We start from the raw sequence: 25,126 nt of genomic DNA, 5'->3' as shown, positions 1-25,126 counted from the left end.
TGACTCCTAATATTAATGAGTGATGTTGTGGAGAGTTTTTAAAAAATATCTGCTGGATCGGCCGAGCGTAACTTTCTAATGGCAATAGCTCCGGAAATAAAACACATAATAATAGTTAATATCAATACCATGATTGCTCGACCGTAGCTCATCATTACTGGTAAAAGTGTGGCATTTTTAGCGACCTGGTAAAGGAATAGAACGGAAAAAAAGCCAGGGACATAGCCTAAAATTGCCAACATGAAAGCCTCTTGTAAAATCACACTTAATAGATAGTTTTGGGTGTAACCTATAGCTTTAAGAGTGGCATATTCTGATAGATGATCTGTTACCTCCGTATAAAGAATTTGATAAACAATCACAGTTCCCACAATAAATCCCATGATTGTCCCCAAAGTAAAAATAAACCCGATAGCAGTACTAGTTGCCCAATAGTTTCTTTCAAAATCTATAAATTCCTGCTTAGTTAAAACATTCACATCTGGTGGTAAATAGCCTCGCAAATAGGTGGCAACTTGATTAACATCTGCTCCTGGTTTAATGCGGACTAACCCAATATCAATTAATCCCAGTTGACGATTACGAAATATCCTCAAGAAATTCACATCACTAGTAATTAAATTACCATCTGCTCCAAAGGATGCACCCAAAGTAAATAATCCCACTACTTGAACCCGTCGTCTTTTAATCTCTGCTGTAACAGTTTTACCCTGGTCGAAATCACTAGCAATTGGACCATATTCTACTCTGGAAGAACGGTCAAATAATACCACATCAGGAAGTTTTAATTTATCAATATTGTTAGAGACTCCTGGTAAATCAAAAACATTATATTCTGGATTAAATCCAAAAGTCAGAATACTGCGGGAACGACCAGTAACTGGATTTTTCCAGCTAGTATAATCTAAATAGATAGGATGAACAGACGAAACACTGGGTGCATCTAAAGCCTTATATAGCCGTCGCGAGGAAAAAGGTTTCATGGCCAACACAGCATTAGATTGATTGTTAATAATCACAATATCACCCTTTAAACTGCTGTGCATTCTCACATTACTATAATATAATGCATCTCGAAAACCTAACTGCATAAACATCAAAATATCAGCAAAAGCAATACCTGATAAAGCCACAGCTAGGCGAGTTTTTTCTCTTGTTAGTTGTAGCCAAGATAGAGGTATTTTCTGTAACATTGTGAAAAATGATGAAGTGATTGGTAGAATGACTACTCTATTTTTTTCGACTGGATTGATCCGTATTAATTTCCACCATTACCTTGGCATTAGTTAACCCAGAAACTCGTTGACTATCTTGAGGAGAAAGAGAAATTTTCACTTCCACCACCCTAGCATCAATATCCGCTGCTGGATCTGTATTTAACACATCCTTTTTACCGATTTTTCTGCCAATTTCCGTGATATTTCCTGGAATTTGCCCACTAAATGCACCATTATCACTAGTGACAGTAACCAGCTGTCCCATACTAACCCTACCGATACTATCCTCCGGAATTTCAGCCACCACAAACATTTGATCAGTTTGTCCAATTTCCGCAATCCCATTAAGATTCATTACCTCTCCTGATTTGGTATGGATCTTGAGAATTTCTCCCCTAGTTGGTGCTTTTACATAACTCAGTTGTAAATCTGATTGTGCTTTTTTAATTAAGGCAATGGCACTACTAACTTGAGCCCGTGCGATTTGTAAATCCATAGGACTAACATCTAGTAGTTTGTTTAATCTAGACCTTTCTTCGTCAATTTGTCTTTGTAATGTGGACAAGGTTTGATTACGGGTAGCAATAGCCTCCAATAATTGCTGTTGTAAAGTAGCAATAGTTCTCATTTGGTTAGCTCTAGCTTCAGATATTTGCTGCTGTAATGTTGCTATTCCCTGTTTTAAACTAGCTTGACTCTCCCGTAACTGCTGGGTAGTAGTTATAGCATTGACACTTCTTCTATCCCTTTCTTGTTGAGAAATAGCACCTTGTTTATATAAAAAATCATAGCGTCCAGCATCAACTTGAGCATTACGCTGTTCTGCACGTACACGCTCAACAGAAGCTCTCAGTATATCCCTTTGTCCAATCAATTCTGCTTCTAATCTTTTAACCGTTGCAGATTGGACAAGTTTTTGCCCACTCAATTCAGCAGCAATTCTAGCAATGGTAGCTTGTTGGGTTTTTTCTTCTCCCTGTAATTGTGCTTGCAACCTATAAATCACCGCGTTCTGGGTTTGAATATCTCTTGGTGAGGAGGATTTGACCTGCGCTAAATTAGCGCGAGACTCCTGTAATTTGGCTCTTGCTTCTTCCACAGCGGCCATGTTAGAATCTCGACTATCTAAAATTGCAATTATCTGTCCTTTTTGTACTTTTTCTCCCTCTTTTACCAACAGTTCCTGAACTCGAGAACCTGCAGAAAGTCCTGAGTTAGGTGCAGCTATTTTGATTACTTCTCCCCGTGGTTCTAGTCTACCTACAGCAGTAATTGTATTGGGCGTTTGGGAGATAGATGTGGGAGATGCTAGTTTTTTTAATTGTTCGATTCTTGCTGTTGCTAAAAATCCAGCTGCAATAGCTACTGGCATTGCCAGAGCAATTTTTAACCAAATTGGTGATTCCAGAATTTGTTCTGTTAACTTTGGCTTTTCGCTCACTCTTGACATGCTATCTTGCCTTTTTGTTTAAGTTATGATTTGTGCAAATAAGAGTGGCCTAAATTCTCAAATGTAGATTTGTGACAAATCTTCCGAAATTTGCCTTTAACTGTGCCATATTTTTTCAAATGTATTTAAAAACTGTTCCTCCAATAACTTAAATTTTTTTCATGCCATTTTTCACTCCTTATGGTTTTACGCTCCATCAAATAAAGGTTAAATAAATTATTTAAATAAAGTCTACATTTTTTATTTATTTAAAAACGTAATCTGGCTTACAATTACCATATCAACAATAACTGGTTTCATAACTGGTTTGAACAATGACTAAAACCCATTCCATTCCCCGTTTAGCAATCACTCAGGGTGATCCAGCTGGTATCGGTTCCGAGGTGATTTTAAAAGCTCTGGCCAATCCCCAACTCCATAAAAACTGCCATTTAGTAGTGGTTGGCAATCGTGATTTACTGACCAGGACCTATGAAAATTTAACCTCTCTGACAGAAAAGACTGACCCACTTTTACCCAATCCCCGTCAATTGGATATTATTAACCTGGATCTACCCAGTCTCACAGACATTATCCCTGGAGTGGGTAATCAAGCTAGTGGTGCAGCTAGTTTTGCTTATATGGAACGGGCGATCGCTCAAACTTTAGCAGGTGAATTTGATGGGATTGTTACCGCTCCTATTGCTAAATCCGCTTGGAAAGCAGCTGGGCACCATTATCCCGGACAAACCGAACTTCTGGCTCAAAGATCAGGTATAGACCGTTTTGGTATGCTATTTGTCGGGCGATCGCCCTTTACTGGTTGGACTTTAAGAACATTATTAGCTACCACCCACATTCCCATAAACCAAGTATGTCAAACCCTAACACCAGAGTTATTAACGGGAAAGTTAGATTTACTCGAGGAGTGTTTAGCAACAGACTTTGGGATTAAAACAGGTAAAATAGTGGTTGCGGGTTTAAATCCCCACAGTGGAGAAATGGGACAGTTAGGGACAGAAGAAATAGACTGGTTGATTCCCTGGTTACAAAGAGAAAGGGAAAAACGACCACATTTACAATTGGAAGGACCAATACCACCGGACACAATGTGGGTAAAACCCGGTCAGGCCTGGTACGGTCATTCTTTAGTTACAAATCCTGCTGATGGCTACTTAGCTCTTTATCATGATCAGGGTTTAATTCCAGTTAAATTAATGGCTTTTGACCGAGCTGTTAATACCACTATCGGGTTACCATTTGTCAGAACTTCACCAGATCATGGAACCGCTTTTGATATTGTTGGTAAAGGTATTGCTGATGGAAGCAGTATGCAAGCAGCTATAGAATTAGCTATAGAGTTAGTAAATCAAAGACTGGGATCTTTAAGGCAAATCGAATAATACAGTAGTCATGTAGTTTTCCGCCCACTGTTCACCAAAAGCTTTTTCTAAGACCCGTCGAGTCTTATCATTTTGTTGTTGTTTTGTACAATAGTTATGTTGTCCCGCAATAATTGAGGGAATCTTTTCTGCTGGGACGGGAACGGAGATAATTGCTTGACTGCAATGGATTTTTAAAAACTCTCTCACTCTATTTAAAAACAACAATTCTTCCTCTAAAGAGCTAGGACGAATAAACAGACAGAAATCTGAAAATATATTCCCCCATTCAGGTAAATCCCGGGGTTGGGAAAAATTAACTGGGGTTAAATTGCCTAATTGATGATGATAATTTTCCGGTAGGGTTCTCTCCAAATTTACAGGAGAAAGATCTGCTATAGCTGCACTAATTTGACCCCTACCTCCCACTAAATCACAACCAAACATGGGTATATCATACTCCTTGCGAGGGAACATCACACAGTGTAAGATATCTAAGATATTGCCAACTCTCGCTAGTTCTAAGTGCATTTTGCGGAAGTGAACAGTCTGGTAACAGCGATTTTCAATTACCAGTTTTTCCCCTTCTAATCTACCTTCCACATACCCCAAATCCTCAGGTAACTCATAGGGTGATAACTGGAGGTGTTCATGCCAAACTTCTTCGATTGTATTAGCTAGTTGCTGAATTAAAGGATGTTGTTTTTCCCGTAGAGAAGGTTGAGAGGACATATTGTTCTGTATCTTGTTTTTATTTTTTTATTAGTATATCCTATTGCCAAAAATCTGTTACCTCATAACCCAGTTCCCCTAACATTTGCCTTAGTAAGGGTAAACTTAGTCCAATTACATTACTATGGCAACCCATAATTTTTTCTACAAATAAACTGCCAAAACCTTCTAAAGCAAAACCACCAGCACATTTTAGTGGCTCACCGGTTCTCACATAGTTGATAATAGCATGGTCAGTCATTGTCGCAAAATAAACTCTAGTTATTTGACACTTAATAATGGTCTTTTTCTGTAGGTTATCCATTAACACGTGACCCGTATACAAATCACCCCAATTCCCCTGCATTAAGCGCCAACGAGATATCGCTACCTCCACATTTTCTGGTTTACCGTAAATCTGATTATCCATAGCTAATACGGAATCGCACCCCATGATCAAAGCAGCAGGAAAACGCGGGGAAACAGTTTCAGCTTTACATTGAGCCAGTTTATTGACTAATTCCTGCGGGTTACTCAGTTGTACTTGTGACTCATCAAAATCACTGGGATAAATGATTGGTTCAATCCCCACGGTTTGTAGTAAGCGATGACGAGCAGGAGAAGCAGACGCAAGCACAAATTCGGGAATGTTCATGATTCAGTTCATGATTTAATTTATAATTTCAATACTTCACCAGTTAATTTCAGGAGTTGTGTTCTTAGGCGGATCACACTCCTGACCCGGGACATTTGCTAATCCACTAATACACCTGAAAAGAACTGACAACCTCATCAATGGTTCGTTGTAATTTTCGCCAACGTCTTTCTGGTACGGAAGCATTAAATGTAAACAATTTACCACGGCTAACCGCCACACTGGCTACATTGTGTCTTGATTGACCATTGCCCAGTTTAACAGCATACTCTAGAAAGTAGTAATTATTACCATTAATTTCCTTTTGTGCCACATTGACTAATTCTGCTGAACGTCCAGAACCTTCGGGAGCAAGAGCAGATTTACCCAGTTTATATCCTACTTCTGTTGGGGTTCCCAGTTCTGTTAAACTCTTACCTTGAGGAACGGGACTAATGACCACGGATACATTTTCAGAGACTTCTATTAAATCATGAAACACCACATCAGGACCGTTAGCCACTTTCACTTGTAACCAACCATTAGGATAGGAAAATTGATAACCATCCTCCGTGTCCACAAAACTCCTAAATCCAGCAGCTATGGCCATATCAGGGTAAATAGTGATGAAAGTAATAGCCAAAGTAAGAACCAGGATGAATTTTATTTTTTTAATTTTTTGCCACATTTTTGTATGGTAAATAACTGGGACAACCAAATTGTACAACTGTATGGGTCACCCGGGATTCGAACCCGGAACTAATCGGTTAAAAGCCGAGTACTCTACCGTTGAGTTAGTGACCCTTTCGTTTTTTGCAACTTTTTCAATATACCAACCTCTCGTCACTCTGTCAAGGACTTGTTAGAGAAAATTTGCGGTCAATTTTATAGAAGTGGTTTTGCTAGTGTGGGGAGCCAAAAGGGTAAGATTTTCCCCGGTGTTGAGGGAGTTACGTCCAGCAGTCCAGGGTTCTAGACAATAAAAGTCTTTACCCCGCACGGTCCAGAAGACCAGCACCACATAGGTTGGATCATATTCGAGGCTTAATTCTAATTTACGGTCGTGATCTTTGACCTTGGCTGATTGACTGCGCAAATCCCCAAAGGCAAAATCCAGTTCCTCCTGTTCAAGGTCAAATTTGCCCGCAAAGGAGTAAATTTGCTTGGTTTTTTGATCCAGATATTGTCCAGAGGGAATGTCAAACTCTAGCAGAGATTTATTTCCACACTGAAAGTAGGGATGAAATCCAGTTGAAAAAGGCATTGTCTCATCTGAGAGATTGTGATAAACTTGATCAACCGTCAAAGAATTGGCTCTTAGCGTATAAGTAAAAGTTACTCGAAAGTCAAAGGGGTAGACGGTACGGGTTGCATCGCTACTGTTTAGGACTAAACTAAGACTTGCTCCATTTTCTGTAGCATTACTGGTTACTTCCCAGGGTAATTCCCGGGCGAAACCATGTTGCTTGAGTGTATATTGTTTCCCGTTGTGGCTGTAAGTGTTATCGGGTAGATTACCACAAAGGGGAAATAAAATTGGTAACCCACCTCGCACACTGAGGTCAGGATGGGTAAATCTTTCTTTGTCCAAGTAGAAAATTTCGCGATCCTTTAATGACCATTGGGTCACAATACCACCTCTTTCTGGGACTACCTCCAGATGGGAATCAGCATCACTGTCCGAGAGGGAATAGGTCTTGTACTGTTTTTGTGTTTCGGTGATTGTAAATCCCATAATTGAGTGGTTGAAAGACTACCATCATTATAGCAATTATGGTAACTTGATGACATCTGGAAATTCTACTTTTTCTCTTGTGATTTCAACCACTTAGTTACACCCTCCGCTAGGGTTTTCGCCATCTTTTTCTGTGTCTGGGGGTTGACTATCTCCTCAAAGTCTTGAGGGTTGCTCATAAAACCTAATTCTAATAGAACCGCTGGTGCATGACTAGGACGAGTTAAAGCTAGATTATTCCAAAATACCCCATAGGATGGTTGTTTGAGTTGACTGACAACATAATTATGCAAGAACACTGCTAAACTGTGCGATTGGGGATGATACCAAAAGCTACCAAAACCTCTAGTGTTTTCTGCATCACCATTATCAGGTAAGGAATTATAATGTATGGACAAGGCGATCGCGGGTTCTTCCCTACTGATGATCTCTTGTCTTTCTACTAAAGATACTTCTCGATCATCTTCTCTGGTCATAACTACAACAGCACCGCGCTTGACCAATTCATCTCGCAGTAGTTTAGAGACTAGTAGGTTTACATCTTTTTCCGCATATCCTGTGGGACCAATAGCACCGGACTCTTTACCACCGTGACCAGGATCTATTACTATTTTTATACCTGATAATGGTAACCGTCTTGCTAAAGCAATAGTTGGTTGGTGACGTAAAGTTAAAACTAAAGTACTATTCTCATATCTTAACTTATATCCCCACTGTTGCAACTTTTTAAGGTTAAAAGTGTAATTTACCTGATCTGGTGTGACCTGTTGCCAATCCAGACGAGAAATTAAAGGATCATCGTCTAGTCGAATAGTATCAGTCTGAGCAGTAGTGTTGTAAAGAGTAAGAGTAAAAGTGCGATCGCCTTGTTGAACTTTCAGGGGTACAGGTACTTGTAGGGGAAATCGTATCTCGGTCATTTTGGGCAATTGACTATATCCCACACTGCGAATAATAGTTTTTAGCGGTGCTGCTCCGGGTATAATTTGGATTTCCTTCCTATTAACCCAAACCCCATAATCTAATCTGAACCAATCACCTTCCTGACCTGTAATCATTACTCTTGTACCCTTGGGTAAGGGAGTCATTCGAGAATAATCCGTACTCGGACCCGTGCGAGTTACGCATGATTCTGATGTGACTTCTGCAACAGATAACTGAGCAGGATGAAGAATCTGAATTTTGCCAGGAGCAGTTTGAGATATGGTTTGATTATTTAATGTCAAACTAAATTGGGGTTGTCCTAAATCAGCAACACTGGTGACTGTTGTACAACCCTGGTATTTGTTAGGAATATAGCCAGTGGGTTGGTTTCTTCCGGTTAGCACGCTGGAATTGGCGGGTAAATTAGCCTGTAACGGTTGTGGTTTCAAAGAAACCATCTGCTCCCCTAACTTGACAAACACAGTAGCTTGAGGAGGTGCAATGGCGCTAAAACAAATTAGTTCTCCTGGGAGTCTAGCTAGATCAACTCCAGGTTGGAGAGAATCCCGAGCAAAACCTAAACCTGTTGGTAGTTGTGGTTGGGTGGAAACCCTGGTCACCCTAATCTCCTGCTCCTGATTTTGGTAACGGATTTTGAACAGGTTTTCTCCTAATTGCAGGGGGAAGCTAGGAGAAAAATGTCCAGATTGACTGCGTTTAACCTTCCGACCATTAATTACTACCTCCCCTTGGGGTGGTGCTGTACCGATAAAAAATATTTTTTCTGTACTGGTTTGGTGATTTTTCGGTGGAAAAACTACTAGAAGTGAGTTCTGAGCCACAGTAACAGAGGAGGTAAGCAAACAACCGAATATTATTATTCCTATGACCTTTTTCACGGCAAACACACAAGATTTATTGAAAATACTATGACTAAGTTTATCTTTGTAACTGGGGGCGTTGTTTCCAGTATTGGTAAGGGAATTGTAGCAGCAAGTTTGGGAAGATTGCTGAAATCTCGAGATTATTCTGTCTCTATTCTTAAACTTGACCCCTACATTAATGTGGATCCAGGAACAATGAGCCCATTTCAACACGGGGAGGTCTTTGTGACCCAAGATGGTGCTGAAACAGATTTGGACTTGGGCCATTACGAACGATTTACGGATACTTCTATGTCTCGCCTAAACAGTGTTACTACTGGTTTGATTTATCAGTCTGTAATTAATAAGGAACGTCGTGGAGACTATAATGGTGGCACTGTTCAGGTAATTCCCCATATTACTAATGAAATTAAAGAACGGGTAATTAGAGTTGCTAAAGAAACAAATCCTGCAGCGGTAATTACTGAAATTGGTGGCACGGTGGGTGATATTGAGTCCCTACCGTTTTTAGAAGCTATCCGCCAATTACGCAAAGAAGTGGGCAAACAAAATGTTTTGTACATGCACGTGACACTTTTGCCATGGATTGCTTCAGCAGGAGAAATGAAAACTAAACCTACCCAACATTCTGTTAAGGAATTACGATCTATTGGTATTCAACCAGATATTTTAGTTTGTAGATGCGATCGCCCAATTCCGGTGGGTTTAAAACAAAAACTCTCAGAGTTTTGTGATGTTCCTGTGGAGTGTGTAATTACCTGTCAAGATGCTAGTAGTATTTATGAAGTACCCCTAATTTTAGAAAAAGAAGGACTAGCTCAACAAACCCTAGACCTATTACAAATGGAACAGCGAGAACCGGATTTAACCCACTGGGAAACCATGGTAGAGCGTATGTCTCATCCCCAATCTCCTGTAGAAATTGCCATAGTTGGTAAATACGTACGTTTAGGAGATGCTTATCTATCTGTAGTAGAATCCCTACGTCATGCAGCGATCGCCACTTATGGGGATTTACGTTTAAGATGGGTCAATTCGGAAATACTAGAAGTAGAACCACCAGATAATTATCTTTTGGGAGTAGATGGTATAATTGTCCCTGGGGGTTTTGGCATTCGGGGTGTGGATGGCAAAATTAGTGCCATTGAATATGCTAGAAACCAACAAATTCCGTTTTTAGGATTATGTTTGGGTATGCAGTGTTCAATAATTGAATGGGCACGGAATGTAGAGGGTTTAGTAGGTGCCAATAGTGCTGAGTTTGATCCTAAAACTGATTATCCAGTAATTAATCTTTTACCGGAGCAACAAGACGTAATCGATTTAGGCGGTACTATGAGATTAGGATTATATCCCTGTCATGTCCAGCCAAATACCCTAGCTTTTGATTTATATCAAGAGGAGGTGATTTATGAACGTCATCGTCACCGCTATGAGTTCAACAACCTTTATCGTAATCACCTGTTGAATTCCGGTTATGTGATTAGTGGTACTTCCCCGGATGGACGTCTGGTGGAAATTGTGGAATATCCCCAGCACCCATTTTTCATTGCTTGTCAGTTCCATCCGGAATTTCAATCTCGTCCTAGTCACCCCCACCCCCTGTTTAAAGGTTTTATGGAAGCTGCTATTTCCCATACTCATCAGGGAAGTACCCCCTACGGGTTTCCTCAGTTCCCTAGAGTATGATCAGCATTGATCAGTAGTTTGTTAAACTGCCAAAAAGCTTTGAATTACATCCTGGCTCAATTCATTGGTAGGTCCAGAAGCTACAATTCCACCTTTTTGCATAGCATAATAGTAATCAGCTTGACGAACAAAATGTAAGTGCTGTTCCACCAACAGAACAGAAACTCCCCTAGTTTCCACAATCCGACGCACTGCGGACTCAATTTCCAATACTATAGAGGGTTGAATACCCTCCGTTGGTTCATCTAAGAGCAGTAATTGGGGATCCCCCATGAGAGCGCGAGCGATCGCTAATTGTTGTTGTTGTCCACCACTTAAATCACCACCTTGACGATGAAGCATGGTTGCTAGAACAGGAAACAAGCTGAAAATTTCGTCAGAGATCTCCATTTTTTTTGGTCTTTTTCTCCTAGCTTCCAAACCCAGTAAAAGATTTTCCTTTACTGTGAGTCGGGGGATAATTTCCCTACCTTGGGGGACATAACCAATACCCATTTTTGCCCGTTGATCTGGTGACTGATTGTTAATCATATTACCAGCAAAGTGGATTTGACCATCTCTAGGATTTAGTAATCCCATAATGGTTTTGAGTAAGGTGGTTTTACCCACACCATTACGTCCAATAATGCAAACCATTTCTCCTGACGCAATTTTTAAATCAACATTGCGCAAAATATAACTTTCACCGTAATAAACATTGAGATTGGAGATTTGTAACATAAATTCTCTATTCCTGTTGCTGTCCCAAATATACTTCAATGACACGGGGGTCATTTTGCACTTGTTTGAAATCCCCTTCACATAATACGGAACCTTCATGTAATACGGTGACTTTGCGAGCAATTTGCCTGACAAATTCCATATCGTGTTCAATGACCAAAATAGAGTGATCTTGAGAAAGTGTTAACAATAATTCCCCAATATTGTAGGTTTCTTCATCTGTTAAACCTGCTACAGGTTCATCCACCAATAATAAATCAGGGGATTGAGCAACTAACATGCCAATTTCCAATCTTTGTTTTTCACCGTGGGAAAGCAATCCAGCAGGAATATCAGCTTTAGAAGTTAACCCGATAGTTACCAATAACTCTTTAATAGTTTGTTGTTCACGAAAATGAGGACTGCCAAATAGGGTAAAAAAAACGCTTTTCTGTCTATTGCTAGTGAGTTCTAGATTTTCCCGAGGAGTGAGATTTAAGTAAATTCTGGGCGTTTGGAACTTGCGTCCAATTCCTAGGCGAGCAATTTCATGTTCACTCAAATTACGTAGATTTCTACCCTTAAATAAAACTCGACCCTGGGTTGGTTTAACCTTACCAGTAATCACATCGAGAAAAGTGGTTTTACCCGCACCATTAGGACCAATCACCACTCGCAATTCCCCCTTTTCCATGGTGAAATTCAGGCGATTTATGGCCTTAAATCCATCAAAACTCACGGTTACATTTTCAGTTTCCAAGATTTTTGCGTTCATGTTCTACTTCTGCATCCTGTTCTAAACTTGGATATGTAATAACTTTGCTTGACCTATTCACAAAGGCTAGGGTTTGAGTTTTTAACCATCCCATCATTCCATCTGGGAGAACTGTAACTACCACCAAAAACAGCGCACCTTGAAAAAATAACCAGATTTCCGCAAATTGTTCACTTAAAAAGGTTCGTGCATAGTTAACTAGTAAAGTTCCTAAAATCGCACCAGTTAGGGTTCCTCTTCCCCCCACCGCTACCCAAATTACCATTTCAATAGAGAATCCAATATCCATTGCTCTCGGTGACACAGAACCACTTTGAATGGCGTAGAATGCTCCTGCTATCCCCGCGATCGCACCGGAAACTGCAAATACCAAAACTTTATACTCTGTAGGATCATATCCACAAAATCTGACGCGAGTTTCATCATCTCGAATTGCCATTAACAATCTTCCAAATCTACCAGTGGTTAACCAACGACATAGACCATAGGTAAATATTAAAAATATAATTGTTAGGCTATACAAAACAAGTTGCATTCCTCTATCAGTCAAATTTATACCTAACAGGGTTTTAAACGCCGTTAAACCATTAGTACCATTAAATAGCTTCTGTTGTCCGTTGAAAAAGTTAAAAAATATGATCACCGCTGCTTGTGTCAGAATGGAAAAATACACACCCTTAATGCGATTCCGGAAGACTAAATAACCCAAAACCCCTGCTAATAAACCTGGAATCAAAATTACTGCAATTACAGCAAAACCGAAGGAGTAAAAGGGATGCCAAAACCAAGGTAATTCTGTTACCCCATATAATCCCATAAAATCAGGTAATTCACCGGAGGGAACTTGCAGTTTTAAGTACATGGCTATGGCATAACCACCTAAACCAAAAAAAATGCCATGGCCTAAACTGAGTAAACCTGTGTAACCCCAAATCAAATCCAACCCCAAACCCACAATCGCTAGGGATAAAAATCGCCCTAGTAAATTTAGGCGAAATTCTGTCAACACAAGTGGCATAATTACAAGTAGCAATAATGCGATCGCCATTACTACAGCAATTTCCACCAAAATAGACTTTTTAGCCTGATCTTTCATCATCTTCTGACCTTGGTTAAACATCAATATTCCGACCTTTTTGGGGGAAAATTCCCGCTGGTTTCCACTGCAAAAAACCAATAATCAGTGCAAAAACCATCACTTTTGCCATACTAGTAGTGGCAAAAAAATTGAAAAAATCCACCAAGGGTTGAACACCAGAAGATAAAAAAGCTAGAGTTCCCGATCCCACAATAAAGTTAGCAGTACCAATAGCCAAAGCAGCTACAATCGTACCTACTAAGTTACCAACCCCCCCCACAACCACTACCATGAAGGTATCTATAATATAATTCTGTCCGGTATTCGGACCCACGGAACCAAGTAAGCTAATAGCACAACCAGCTATACCAGCTAATCCGGATCCCAGGGCAAAGGTAAGAGCATCAACTTTTTGCGTAGGTATACCCAAACAAGAACTCATAGCACGATTTTGAGTCACAGCTCTAATTCTTAAACCCCAGGGGGAACGCTGTAAGAATAAATAAATTGCTGCTACGCAAATTCCCGTTAAACAGATAATAAACAAGCGAGCAAAGGGTAACTGCACACCGGCCAAAGATACACCGGATTGTAACCAACTAGGGGCGGTCACATCAACGTTTTGAGCCCCAAACCAAGGTTGAACCATGGAGGACTGTTGACTAAATAACTGTCCCAAACTCATGGCAATTCCCAAGGATAAAACTAAGATCATTCCCTTCACTCTGTAACCAAATTGGGGGAACCGCTGACGCGAATTTAAAATTCTTACCCCCCCAAAGAATAGTACGCAAAATGAGAGGATACCAATCACTAGCACTGAATTTACACTGCGGACAAACTGCTGAAAAATTAAACTTACTCCCCAAGTAGCCAAAAGGGTTTCTAAGGGTCTACCATAAAGATGGGATATCACCCCCCGCTCCAAGACTAAACCTACTAAAGCAGTGACTAAAAAGGCAATAATTAAAGCCAGGAAAATATAACTATCAAACCAAATACCACCTAACTGTTTACAACCAAGCTGTACTACAAAAGTAGTATAAGCTCCCAGCATCATCAATTCTCCATGGGCCATGTTAATCACGCCCATCAGTCCAAAAATAATGGAAAGTCCTAGCGCTGCAACTAATAGTACCGCCCCAATGCTAATTCCATTAAATATTGCTTCTAAAAATCCTGTTAACACCTATTTATCCTCAAAAAATTCATGAGTCATTTTTAAAATGACCCATGAAAACTTAATTAGGTCTAAGGGGGAATGCTTAACCCACACTTGTAACCACGAACCCTTACACAAGCTTTAATTTAATCAGACTAGGTTTGTTTGTACTTGCCACCTTTGGCAGGATCTGACCAGTCGCAAGCAAATCCCTTGGTCTCTTTCACATATTGATTCCAGGGAATAGGTTCTACCGGTGCAGGGGTAGAATAAATAATATTAAACAAGCCATCATCTCTAACTTCACCAATACGCACAATCTTGGATATATGATGGTTACCATTCATGGTCACTTTACCTTCGGGTGCATCTATGGTTTGACCATAAGCAGCTTGGCGCACCTTGACTAAATCCGTACTTCCAGCTTTTTCTACCGCCTGTTTCCAAAGGTAGACGGCAATGTAAGCAGCTTCCATAGGATCATTAAGTACCCTATCTGCACCATATTCCTTCTTGAAAGCCTCTACAAACTTTTTGTTGGCTGGTGTATCTACAGTTTGGAAGTAATTCCAAGCTGCATAATGTCCTTTTAAGTATTCCACTCCAATGGCCTTAACCTCTTCTTCCGCAATACTCACGGACATAGATGGATACTTCTCTGGGGTCAAACCCGCACCTTTTAATTGTTTAAAAAATGCCACATTACTATCCCCGTTTAAGGTATTATAAATTACTCCACCTTTGGGTAGGGCCTGTTTAATTTTGGCAATGATAGGAGTAACTTCCACATTACCCAGGGGTAAATAATCTTCACCAACTGTTTTACCACCAAGTGCTTCTAATTGAGCTTTAATTATTGTGTTAGCAGTGCGGGGAAAAACGTAATCTGAGCCAACTAGAAAGAATTCCTTACCCTTGTTTTTCAACAACCAGTCCACAGAAGGTTCGATCTGTTGATTGGGAGCTGCTCCGGTATAAAAAATGTTTTTAGAACATTCCTGACCCTCATACTGTACAGGATACCACAGCATGTGATCTTTTTCTTCAAACACTGGCTTGACGTTTTTACGACTAGCAGAGGTCCAGCAACCAAATACTACAGCTACCTTATCTTGTTCAATTAGTTTAGTAGCTTTTTCTCTGAAAGTATCCCAGTTAGAAGCGCCATCTTCCGTAATGGCTTCAATCTGTTTACCTAATACTCCCCCCTGAGCGTTAATTTCCTTAATTGCTAGGTTTTCTGCGTCTACCACACTTTTTTCACTGATGGCCATTGTACCACTTAAAGAGTGTAAAATCCCTACCTTGATGGTGTTACCACCTGCGGAGGAATCAGCGGGTGTAGTTGTTTGTGTATTATTAGCACAAGCTTTAAGTAATACCGAGCTACCAAGAGCAGCAGAACCATAGATGAGGAATTTTCTCCGGTTAAATTGTGTAGTCATAACTATTGATAAATTTTGGGTTTAATCTTTAGACAACAGATATTAGTATGGAATTTTACGAGAAAAAAGTGTACAAATTTACAATTTATTAATTTTCTGGTAAAAAGTTAATCAGACTTTACTTACATACAATTATACGAAGCAAGAATATACGACTTTGGCTAGAAGTTGAAAAATATCAATCCCTTTAAAATTTCAGTTCATGGACTAGAGTTGATCAAGTCATGGATTCGCAATCCTAAGTGAGTTGGTAAACATCAGTTAAATCGGAGCAATTATCATGACTATAACTGGATTAGATACCTTTGATGCAACTTTACACAAAACAATTCCTTGGATCAATGATTTAGCAAAAGAGTTGGGTTGGGAAAATAAACACCAAGTTTTTCAAGGTTTACGAGCTACTTTACATGCTCTGCGCGATCGCCTGACAGTGGAGGAAGCTGCTCATTTGGGGGCCCAATTACCTATTCTTTTAGGTGGATTTTATTATGAAAATTGGCGACCTGGTGCAAAATTACCCAAGGATAGAACTAAGGATGCTTTTCTCCAGCACATTCGTGACTATTTCCGCAATGTTAATGCTGACATTGACCCAGAAGTTTTGGTGCGTGCTGTTTTTAAAATTATTGCCCAAAGGATCTCCCGTGGGGAAATTGAAGATGTGGTAAGAATACTACCCCCTTGCTTGCGAGAACTTTGGCCAGAAGCGGTACGAACTTAATTTTTGCCTTTATTTTTCACTTCTCCCTGGTGTTTGAACCTGGGGAGAAGTCAAGTAGATGTTTAGCAATTCTAAACATCTCCTTACCAGTATGCAAATAACGATCATCATAACTCAGGGGAAAATATGCCAATTCTTCTAATCCGTCACTAACCTGATTTAGAGCATAATAAAGATGAGCAGCAGATGTGGCCAAACTGGGAGGATTAGGTAAAGAACGAAAGGCAGTTTGCGCTTTTTTTAACTTGTCTCGACAAGTATCTAAATATGCTTGAAATTCATCTATTAATTGTTCGTCAAAGGGATCCGCTGCTAAATCTTCTAGTTGCTGCTCTAGGGAAGACACTATACTACAAAGCCAACGATTAATTGGTTGATAAACTAACTTTAACCACTCTTCTACCTTTTCATCTGCTTCTTTTCCCCCTGGTTTTTTAGTTTGGCGTGGATTTTCCCTATTTCCAGTGCGTGGGTGTGATGTGTTCCCTATTTGTTCATCATATTTTACCCTCTGCTCAACATCACTTAAAACTTCATAAGCTGCATTAATCTTAATAATCTCTTCGTGGTCAGCAGTATCCTGATTACTATCAGGGTGGAACATCTTGACTAGTCGGCGATACGCTTTTTTTATTTCAGCAGCAGTCGCCTTATTGTTTATTTGTAGTGTTTGATAATGATTCGAATCATGCATGATTGAGCGATCTGGTGGCGGATTTTTTTATCTGGTGGTAATTTGATTCCTTACGGTATTTGTTATGGTTTTCTGACTTTTTGTCCCCTTCCCCTAACAATAGATTAGCTGATTTCCAGATCTTGGAATAGGGGTGTGCTTAGGTATCTTTCCCCAAAACTAGGTTGAATCATGACGATTAAACGCCCTTGATTTTCCGGACGTTGGGCCACACGAACCGCTGCACATAAAGCAGCTCCACTAGAAATTCCAGATAATAAACCCTCCTCCCTAGCTAACCTCCGACTAAAGGCGATCGCCTCTTCATCAGTTACAGCAATTACCTCATCAATTAATTCTACCTTTAATACTTGAGGAATAAAACCAGCTCCAATTCCCTGAATTTTATGGGGCCCAGGTTTACCACCAGATAATACTGGACTATTTGCTGGTTCCACTGCGATCGCTTGGAAACTGGGTTTTTTTGACTTAATGAACTCAGCGACACCAGTAATAGTACCTCCGGTTCCCACACCGGAGATAACCATATCAACCTGACCATCAGTATCTTGCCAGATTTCTTGAGCTGTTGTTTCCCAGTGTATTTTAGGATTAGAGGGGTTACGGAATTGCTGCAACATATATGAGTGTGTGGTTTTTTCCACAATTTCTTGGGCCTTACGAATAGCGCCACTCATTCCTTCAATACCTGGTGTGAGTTCCAACTGAGCGCCATAAGCCCTTAACATTGCCCGCCTTTCCGCACTCATGGTTTCTGGCATTGTTAAAATTAACTTATATCCTCTTGCGGAAGCTGCCATAGCTAAGGCGATACCCGTATTACCAGATGTTGGCTCCACCAATACTGTTTTACCAGGGGTAATTAAACCTTCTTTTTCCGCATCATTGATCATACTAACACCAATACGATCCTTGACGGATGCTGAGGGGTTCATACTTTCCAACTTAACCACAATTTGTGCATAACAACCTTCCGCTTGGGGAATATGGTTTAACTGCACTAAAGGAGTTCTACCAATTAGTTCCGTAATGTTTTTAGCAATCTGCATCATTTTCCTTCCTTTAAATCAAATATAGTACATGATATCTAACTGTCTTCTGAGGGTTCTTTTTTCACAAAGATCTTCCAGGGAGTATTTTTCCAGGACTAAATTGGCAGCTTGACGAGCTTCTTTCCAAATCTCATCAATAATCCCACTATCAGCAGTTTTGGGGGCAGTTTTCGGGTTGGTATTATCTTCTGCTATCTTGATATCTAAACCTTCTAAACATTCCAAAATATCAAGAAGAGTGATTTTTCGTGGTTCTCGCGCCAAGAGATAACCACCTTTAGACCCTCGTTGGCTTTTAATAATACCTCCGCGTCTCAAAGTAGCCAGTAACTGTTCTAAATACCGGTCTGGTATGTTTTGTTGGTTAGCGATTTGTCGAATTTGCATCGGTTCACCATTTTGGTAATGGGTGGCCATTTCTAATAACGCCAGAATTGCGTATTCAGATTTACAGGATAGTTCCACGGGATGAAATTTTTACAATAAAGGAACAAAACAAGAAAATTACTGAACTTTACACTTGCTTATTCTTATTGTACTCCACTTGTTCCATGGAGAATCGGGGAAATCTTACAAGTCAAGGTCATAAAAAAACCCGCCTGGGGACGGGTTCTAATCTTAATGCTAATAAATGATTTAGAAAGAAAACTTTGTTCTTAGCGTACCAATAAAAGTATCTGGTTGATTATCGTTTTGACCAATTGCAGGTAGCCAAACTAAACCAGGAGTAACGGAGATGTGGTCAGAAACCTGATACCTATAGAAACCTTCAATTTGGTAGGGAATATTCCGATTTCCTACACCACCATCATTACTAAAGGAGTAGGGTTGGGCTCCGCCAAAAATTCCCAAAACGTTCCCTTTTTTACCCATATCAGGTAGTGCTACACCCATGCCATAACTCCACGCTTCATAATCATCATTCACCCCAAAGCCAGTGATATCATGGTAGGAAATAAAACCAGTAATGGCTAATTTATTAGTGGGGTGGAAAGCTGCGGACAGTCCGTAGGAATTACTGGAGGAAGCGCTAATTTGGGAACCAGTTAGGGCACTGCGACCCAAACTATTGGCTTGAGGAGTACCCACCACTGCACCATTATCCCGTCCCGAGTCGAATAGGGTACTACCCACCCCATGATAACCATGTACGTAAGTAGCAGCCAAGGCTAAACGATTACTCAAGTTGAAGTTTAACTGACCCAGAGCTGCATAGTTACCATCAAACAAACCACCTCCACTAGCAGGGTTTTCCGCGCCAGAGGTTCTGTTTCCCGAGGCTAAGTATCCTATACTCACGGAGCTGGATTTAACCCCACTACCACCTTCACCCAGAGGTATATTTACCGCAACACCCGAACCACCTCCAATCCGATAAATGGGGTTTTCAGCCGTAAATGTACTTAGACTACCATCATCATTTTTATCAGAAAAATAGGGATTATTAACTTTTACATAATCACTATGTTGACCACCTGTAGCTGCTAGATAAATCCGCGCCCTACCTAAAGGTGTTTGATAGGTGAGTTGATCCAGTTCAACGTTATTACCTGGATTAGTTTTGCCAATTTCAAAGGTTTGTTTAGTTTCCCCCGTATTGCCAAATCCCTGGGCATTACCCGCAGTTAAACGGGTATCTAACACGTCTTTACCGGTAAAACTGCTTTGCAGGTTCAAACGGACTCGATTTTGCAAAACTGTCTCTCCAGGAACAGAATCATTTCCTGAAGAATCAGTGAGGACGAAAATTGCCTCACCTTTTAATTTAGTGGTGGTGGAGAATTGATTAGCTTCTAACTGCGCAGTACGCTCTTCCACAGTATCTACACGACTACGTAAAGTTGCCAGTTCAGCGGAAAACTCCTCTTGCAATCGCTGTATAGTAACTAAATCTTGTTTAGTCACCATATCTGCTGTTGCTGTAGCGATTAATTCATTTACTCTCCCTAAACAGGAATTTAATGCTGCAGCAAACTCATAACGGCTTAATGCCCTTTTACCACGAAAGGTACCATTTGGATAACCAGAAACACAACCATAACGTTCTACCAGGGACTGTAATGCTTGAAACGCCCAGTCTGTAGGTTGAACATCGGAAAATTGAGAAACAGGGGTAAATTGAGCTAGTTCTGAAGAAGATTGGGGAGCTTCTGTGGTAGAAGCGATCGCTGTTCCAGATGCTAACAGCGCTACTCCTAAAACCGCAGGACTAACTACCATGGATTTCCACACAAAATTATTAGACATTTCTACTATTCCTCACACCAAATACAAATCAGTTTGTGATGTATTTTGAACTGGCAGATTTTGTGATCATCCTGATTAACCAATAAATGAAGCGAGTGAGCGTTAAAGCAGTTTAACGCCCTTATTTTGGCACCGTGGGTTTTCACACTTGGTAGAAGTGTATTTTCATTATATTTGAGCTAACGCTCCAGTTATATCAAATTTAGCACAGAATTAGAGTTGATTCTTTTGTTTTTTGTTGGTTATTTATTAATATTTTGAGAATTTGGTAAAGTTAAGGTTTTCCCCGGGAGTTAATTTACCAATTATATAATCTGCTACCACAGTCTCACAGCATTTATCTTGCCAAAAAGTTAATGACTTATGGTGCATTTCTTGCATCAAATCTTGATTATCTAATAGCTCTTTTAAGACCTGGGGTAATTGTCGCCAATTTTTAATTTGAATTGTTGGCACTCCTTTTAAATACCAGCGGTCAGGTAATGCTTCTGTTACCAACACACAACCATATTTCATCCCCTCAAACAAACGGGTTGTTTCCCAGGATGTTCCCCTAGGGACAACACAGATTTTTGTATCCATTATCAGTTGACTATAACTTTGTTCATCTTGTTTACTTCTTTCGTGGTAACCACCTGTCATGGATAATTCTATTTTCAGTTTAGGATGGTTATCTCGCAACTTTTTCAGGGTTGATAACATCAATTCTCGAGACAAGATTTTAGGGGTTCCTAACCAGAACTTGACTGACATTATTCCGTATTTTCTGTGCATTATACTCCCCGAAAAATAGGTGTCATAAATCCGTTCTTGCAAATTTTTAATGGGCAAATACTCTGAGTTATTATACCCTAGGGGAACATCATAAATTGGCGGAATTTTTTCTTGACCTAATAACCAATGTTTAGATTTATGCCAACAGTAATTTATCCATCCGGGTATACCAACAAATAGAATTCTTAAAAACTGAATTAATGTCAGTAAGTTCAAACGAGAAGGTTCTAAAAAAGGATTACACCCTAGAATAGTCTGGGTTCCTATACACTTAAATACCGCTCTGACTTTATGAGCATAGTTGGGTATACGATACCATTCATCTCCTAAAACAAAAACCACAACATTGCTTCCGTATGATGGTAGTTCGTCAATTTCACTCCAGGTGATATAAAAAATCAGACCACTGAGCAAACAACTTTCTTCTATCTTCTGAAATATCTGCCCAAAATAACCAGTTAGAGCAAATTCTATGGGTGGTTTAGCATCATATATATTCCATGGAATTGGACTTTCATGTTTACTAACATAAAGATAATACTGATTGTTATTCATAAGTGCTATCTTTTTCATGGATAAGTTTATTTATCTGCCATAAGTAGGGAGGCACAATTATTTGTAGGATGGGTTTTATACTTCAACCCAACCTACGTTCATCTTATATTTAATTCCAACCACCCACTTATTCTAATTTTTTCTATGAGGATTTTCAATAGACAGGAAACTTATCATTTACCATTATTAATTATTTATAATTTTATTTATAACCTTATTTATAGTTTTTAAAAAATCAGAACACCCTTCAATCCGGTTTCTTTAAATCCCATGACTCTTACCCACCACCCAATGACGACGGAAAAACCTGGCCAAAGCTGACTCCTCTAATGTTAAACAAATGGGTCTACCGTGGGGACAGGTGCGGGGATTACGGGTGCGTTGCCAATCATATATCAATTGTTCCATTTCCACTAAGGTCATAGGTGTACCATTGCGAATCGCAGTTCGACAAGCAACTGCAACTTTGGCAGCTTCTAAGTTTCCCCCCATGCTCAATTCTAACAATGCTTCTCCACAGTCTTCTCTATTTTTTAACATCTCCGGTACACTGCGTACCGCCCATAGGTTTTCTCCAAAACATTCAATATCTAAATTAATTTTTTCCAGTTGTTTGACCTGTTCGGTAGATAATTGATAAAGTACAATAGGAGATTCTACAGGTACAATTTGCCATTGATCACAGAGTCTTTCGTATATCACTCTTTCATGGGCTATATGTTGCTCTATTAACCACATACCTTCTGAATATTCGGCAACAATATAGGTGTTACTTGCTTGACCAATTACTTTTAAGTCTATTAAATTTGATCCTTTGTTCTCTTCTGGGTTGGAATGGGAAAAATTATAATCACCCTTGGTTTCAGCCAATTTGAATAAATTGGTTATCCTACCTGTCTGCACCGACTCTTTGATAGTAGAACTAGCAATGCTAAGTGCTTGATCAATACTCTCGGTAACTTTTTGTTGCCAATAAGTCATTTTGTTCAGGTAAATTTCGTTTTTGGCAGGGTTGCGATTCCAGTTAATTTGATCCGGTTGGATAGTCAAATGTACAAAACAAACTGGATAGCGATCGCGTGGTAGGGTTTTATAAAATGCTCCAAAAACCGCCTCTTCTAGCTCTGGTGACTTGACTATTCTACCATTAATGGCTATTTTCACCCAGTCAGGTTTGTGTCGATGACACCGATCGGGTAAGCCCACTACTAAGTTAATTGTCGAGTCTAATTCTGGTATTGTTAAATTTATTCCTTTTAGATCACCTGGCTTAACTTGATTGAGAATTTGCGGGATTATTCTTTCCACAGCAGGTGCTGGGTAAATTGTAAACCATTCCGTTTTATCTTGCCATACCTGATAGGTTACCTGGGGATGACACAAAGCAATTTGCTGGATTGTTGCTTGGACTTTTTTTAACTGCTGATTTTTATTTGGTAATCCTTGTCGACGTTCAGCATAGTTACCAAACAAATTATCCACCGTTACTACAGTACCAGGTGCGATCGCCACTACTTCCGTTTTAGTCACATTGCCATTTTTATTGTAAACCACCCGCCATCCTTGGTTTTCTCCTGCACAGCGACTGAAAATTTCCAGTTCCCCCAAGGTAGTTAAGCTATGTAGTGCTTGACCACGAAACCCCAAAGTTTTAATTTTCCATAAATCAGCAGCATGGTGAATTTTGCTTGTACTATGGGCGATCGCAGCTTGTTCTAAATCCTCCAGACTCATTCCCAAACCATTATCTGTGACGCGTACTCGCCATTGTTCTGGATACAGGGAAATAACTATGCGTGTTGCACCTGCATCCAGGGAATTCTCCACCAACTCCCTAACGACAGCACTTAGACTATCAATTACTTCTCCCGCTGTGATTAAATAAACTACTTCCGTTGGCAAAGATTGAATCATAGATAGTGTAACTGACAATTAGAGGAATTTCAATTAATAGCAAAAAAAACAGAACTAGAAAATTATTTCTGATAGATTGCGTTTAAAGTTATAAGCAAAGCCAGCTTATGAGTAATTTAACTGCTGAAGCTAGTGAATTGATAGCCCGTTTGCGATGGGGACAGCCCGCATTAACAATTGTTGACCTGCGCGATCGCCCCACCTATAATCATCATCGAATAACCGGAGCGATTTCCATCCCTTTGGGAAATTTAGCCGAACGTGCTAAATCCAGTATACATCAAGACCGTCAAATTTACGTTTACGGTGAAAATGATATGCACGCCACCCAAGGAGCTAATATTTTGGAGTCAGCTGGATTTAGGAATGTAGGGATTATTTCCGGGGGTTTACCAGCTTGGAAAACATTTGGTGGACCCACGGAAGGATTCAAACCGTAGGAGGAGACAGGGAATGAATTCCCTGTCTCCAGGTTGCGAGTGCTGCGCAATCGCTCGATTTACTTGTAATCTAGTCACCCAACAAAACCCTAATAGCTCTTAAAGCTTGGCTACGTTTCCCATTACTAACTTTAGCAAACCAATAATGAGATTCTTCATAACTCATAGCTTGTATTCCCTGAGCAATATTACTTATTCTTTCTACTTTTGAAAGCGGTTGTATAGTCTGAAATAATAAAGCTAGGTTCACTCCCGTTTCCTCGTTTAATACATAATGAGCTTGTCTATTATGGGTTAAAGTCTTTGGATCGTAGTTATTCGCTTTCAAACAATCATAAACCATCTCCCGAACCTGTACTAATATACTACTTTTTAACCTGCCAATTCGTTTAGCAGCAGGACGTTTCTTTTCTCCTGCTTTTTTATAGGCACATTGATATAACTCAACAGCAAAGTTATTATTATCCGTGGGCACTATTCGCAACTGAAATTCCTGCATGTGAAAACTCTTAATAGGTAACTTTGGCAACTAAGTTCAAATTGTCTACTGGATTCCGTTCCAGCGCTTTTTTAAGATCTCTTATTTCTCCCCCTTCTACCATAATTGGTGACAAAAATTTAAACTCCAATTTCAATAGTAGATCTGCTTTCACCTGGGGATTATTTAAAAAACTATTAAGCACTCCCTGAAAAACTTTAAATCCTTTCTCTGGTCCTTGGTACTCCAATCTCAAAAACTGCTCCTCTAAGCTAATTGTGGCTATATGGTTGATATACATAGGTAATTTGGCTACTAGGGGAATAGCTGTAAATAACTTCCTATAGTCCATGGGTTCTGTCACAGAAATTTCTATTTCTTGAATTCCCGCTGGTTTATAGTCTTTAATAAAATCACTCATTTTCACAAAGCTACTATTTACCGTTCCTGCACAGCTAAATGTTAATGGTTTGACCGCAAAAAT

General features: G+C 39.8%; 23 protein-coding genes, 1 tRNA gene and 1 pseudogene. 4 read left to right on the top strand and 21 right to left on the bottom strand.

The window, feature by feature from the left end; all coding sequences use genetic code 11:
• Positions 1 to 38: 38 nt before the first annotated feature.
• Positions 39 to 1,193 carry an ABC transporter permease DevC gene (gene devC, locus ASL19_RS01065; RefSeq protein ID WP_057176943.1) on the bottom strand — a complete coding sequence of 385 codons (1,155 nt, stop codon included), beginning with the start codon at positions 1,191 to 1,193 and terminating at the stop codon, positions 39 to 41.
• Between the two features lie 37 nt (positions 1,194 to 1,230).
• Complete coding sequence (locus tag ASL19_RS01060) at positions 1,231 to 2,667, bottom strand: HlyD family efflux transporter periplasmic adaptor subunit (RefSeq protein ID WP_006276140.1); 1,437 nt, start codon at positions 2,665 to 2,667, stop codon at positions 1,231 to 1,233.
• Positions 2,668 to 2,981: 314 nt separating this feature from the next.
• Between ASL19_RS01060 and pdxA the strand changes: the two genes are divergently transcribed.
• Entirely contained in the window at positions 2,982 to 4,049 is a 1,068-nt protein-coding gene (pdxA, locus tag ASL19_RS01055; RefSeq protein WP_057176942.1) for a 4-hydroxythreonine-4-phosphate dehydrogenase PdxA, read from the top strand.
• Here pdxA and ASL19_RS01050 read toward each other — a convergent pair.
• The 6 genes from ASL19_RS01050 to ASL19_RS01025 all read right to left on the bottom strand — a co-directional run bounded on the left by ASL19_RS01050 (position 4,032) and on the right by ASL19_RS01025 (position 8,931).
• The gene (locus tag ASL19_RS01050) at positions 4,032 to 4,760 is read right to left on the bottom strand and encodes a phycocyanobilin:ferredoxin oxidoreductase (protein WP_006276142.1); all 729 of its coding nucleotides are present in this window, start codon (positions 4,758 to 4,760) and stop codon (positions 4,032 to 4,034) included. The genes pdxA and ASL19_RS01050 overlap by 18 nt on opposite strands.
• A gap of 40 nt (positions 4,761 to 4,800) precedes the next feature.
• Entirely contained in the window at positions 4,801 to 5,394 is a 594-nt protein-coding gene (locus ASL19_RS01045; RefSeq protein WP_057176941.1) for a nucleoside triphosphate pyrophosphatase, read from the bottom strand.
• 106 nt (positions 5,395 to 5,500) lie between these two features.
• On the bottom strand, positions 5,501 to 6,061 hold the full coding sequence (psbP, locus tag ASL19_RS01040) for a photosystem II reaction center PsbP (protein ID WP_006276144.1): 561 nt from the start codon (positions 6,059 to 6,061) through the stop codon (positions 5,501 to 5,503).
• Between the two features lie 44 nt (positions 6,062 to 6,105).
• Positions 6,106 to 6,177, bottom strand: a tRNA-Lys gene (locus tag ASL19_RS01035).
• A gap of 58 nt (positions 6,178 to 6,235) precedes the next feature.
• Positions 6,236 to 7,108, bottom strand: a complete 873-nt coding sequence (locus ASL19_RS01030; protein WP_057176940.1) for an aldose epimerase — start codon at positions 7,106 to 7,108, stop codon at positions 6,236 to 6,238.
• A 65-nt stretch (positions 7,109 to 7,173) separates the two neighbouring features.
• On the bottom strand, positions 7,174 to 8,931 hold the full coding sequence (locus tag ASL19_RS01025; RefSeq protein WP_057176939.1) for an N-acetylmuramoyl-L-alanine amidase: 1,758 nt from the start codon (positions 8,929 to 8,931) through the stop codon (positions 7,174 to 7,176).
• A gap of 30 nt (positions 8,932 to 8,961) precedes the next feature.
• On the opposite strand from ASL19_RS01025, the gene ASL19_RS01020 reads away from it, so the two are divergent.
• On the top strand, positions 8,962 to 10,605 hold the full coding sequence (locus tag ASL19_RS01020; RefSeq protein WP_057176938.1) for a CTP synthase: 1,644 nt from the start codon (positions 8,962 to 8,964) through the stop codon (positions 10,603 to 10,605).
• 21 nt (positions 10,606 to 10,626) lie between these two features.
• Here the strand turns inward: ASL19_RS01020 and urtE are convergent, their stop codons facing one another.
• The 5 genes from urtE to urtA form a co-directional block, all read right to left on the bottom strand.
• On the bottom strand, positions 10,627 to 11,325 hold the full coding sequence (gene urtE / locus ASL19_RS01015; protein ID WP_057176937.1) for an urea ABC transporter ATP-binding subunit UrtE: 699 nt from the start codon (positions 11,323 to 11,325) through the stop codon (positions 10,627 to 10,629).
• Positions 11,326 to 11,332: 7 nt separating this feature from the next.
• Entirely contained in the window at positions 11,333 to 12,079 is a 747-nt protein-coding gene (gene urtD / locus ASL19_RS01010) for an urea ABC transporter ATP-binding protein UrtD (protein ID WP_057176936.1), read from the bottom strand.
• Complete coding sequence (urtC, locus tag ASL19_RS01005) at positions 12,054 to 13,199, bottom strand: urea ABC transporter permease subunit UrtC (RefSeq protein ID WP_082604629.1); 1,146 nt, start codon at positions 13,197 to 13,199, stop codon at positions 12,054 to 12,056. Before urtC ends, urtD begins: the two co-directional genes overlap by 26 nt.
• Complete coding sequence (locus ASL19_RS01000) at positions 13,192 to 14,346, bottom strand: branched-chain amino acid ABC transporter permease (protein WP_057176935.1); 1,155 nt, start codon at positions 14,344 to 14,346, stop codon at positions 13,192 to 13,194. The genes urtC and ASL19_RS01000 overlap by 8 nt, the downstream gene beginning before the upstream one ends.
• A gap of 128 nt (positions 14,347 to 14,474) precedes the next feature.
• Entirely contained in the window at positions 14,475 to 15,764 is a 1,290-nt protein-coding gene (urtA, locus tag ASL19_RS00995) for an urea ABC transporter substrate-binding protein (RefSeq protein WP_006276152.1), read from the bottom strand.
• A gap of 280 nt (positions 15,765 to 16,044) precedes the next feature.
• Here urtA and ASL19_RS00990 point away from each other — a divergent pair, with 280 nt between their 5' ends.
• Complete coding sequence (locus tag ASL19_RS00990; protein ID WP_057176934.1) at positions 16,045 to 16,488, top strand: DUF2267 domain-containing protein; 444 nt, start codon at positions 16,045 to 16,047, stop codon at positions 16,486 to 16,488.
• Between the two features lie 16 nt (positions 16,489 to 16,504).
• Here ASL19_RS00990 and ASL19_RS00985 read toward each other — a convergent pair whose 3' ends face one another.
• The 6 genes from ASL19_RS00985 to mutL all read right to left on the bottom strand — a co-directional run bounded on the left by ASL19_RS00985 (position 16,505) and on the right by mutL (position 23,724).
• On the bottom strand, positions 16,505 to 17,182 hold the full coding sequence (locus ASL19_RS00985; protein WP_057176933.1) for a J domain-containing protein: 678 nt from the start codon (positions 17,180 to 17,182) through the stop codon (positions 16,505 to 16,507).
• Positions 17,183 to 17,286: 104 nt separating this feature from the next.
• Entirely contained in the window at positions 17,287 to 18,231 is a 945-nt protein-coding gene (cysK, locus tag ASL19_RS00980; RefSeq protein WP_057176932.1) for a cysteine synthase A, read from the bottom strand.
• A gap of 18 nt (positions 18,232 to 18,249) precedes the next feature.
• Entirely contained in the window at positions 18,250 to 18,699 is a 450-nt protein-coding gene (locus ASL19_RS00975; protein ID WP_006276156.1) for an Rrf2 family transcriptional regulator, read from the bottom strand.
• A gap of 171 nt (positions 18,700 to 18,870) precedes the next feature.
• Positions 18,871 to 20,481: an iron uptake porin gene (locus ASL19_RS00970; RefSeq protein ID WP_057176931.1), complete on the bottom strand. Its 1,611-nt coding sequence runs from the start codon at positions 20,479 to 20,481 to the stop codon at positions 18,871 to 18,873.
• Positions 20,482 to 20,730: 249 nt separating this feature from the next.
• Positions 20,731 to 21,828, bottom strand: a complete 1,098-nt coding sequence (locus tag ASL19_RS00965; protein ID WP_057176930.1) for a hypothetical protein — start codon at positions 21,826 to 21,828, stop codon at positions 20,731 to 20,733.
• 243 nt (positions 21,829 to 22,071) lie between these two features.
• A complete protein-coding gene (gene mutL, locus ASL19_RS00960; RefSeq protein ID WP_057176929.1) occupies positions 22,072 to 23,724 on the bottom strand; it encodes a DNA mismatch repair endonuclease MutL in 1,653 nt (550 codons plus the stop codon).
• Positions 23,725 to 23,831: 107 nt separating this feature from the next.
• Between mutL and ASL19_RS00955 the strand changes: the two genes are divergently transcribed.
• Complete coding sequence (locus ASL19_RS00955) at positions 23,832 to 24,164, top strand: rhodanese-like domain-containing protein (RefSeq protein ID WP_006276160.1); 333 nt, start codon at positions 23,832 to 23,834, stop codon at positions 24,162 to 24,164.
• A 70-nt stretch (positions 24,165 to 24,234) separates the two neighbouring features.
• On the opposite strand, the gene ASL19_RS00950 is transcribed toward ASL19_RS00955, so the two are convergent.
• Together ASL19_RS00950 and ASL19_RS00945 are read right to left on the bottom strand one after the other, a co-directional pair.
• On the bottom strand, positions 24,235 to 24,663 hold the full coding sequence (locus ASL19_RS00950) for a hypothetical protein (protein ID WP_057176928.1): 429 nt from the start codon (positions 24,661 to 24,663) through the stop codon (positions 24,235 to 24,237).
• Between the two features lie 10 nt (positions 24,664 to 24,673).
• Positions 24,674 to 25,126, bottom strand: a pseudogene (locus ASL19_RS00945) (AAA family ATPase); the annotation flags it as partial.

This window comes from Cylindrospermopsis sp. CR12 (assembly GCF_001432185.1).
Taxonomy (GTDB): domain Bacteria; phylum Cyanobacteriota; class Cyanobacteriia; order Cyanobacteriales; family Nostocaceae; genus Raphidiopsis; species Raphidiopsis raciborskii.
This window is presented reverse-complemented; position numbering and strand designations above follow the sequence as displayed.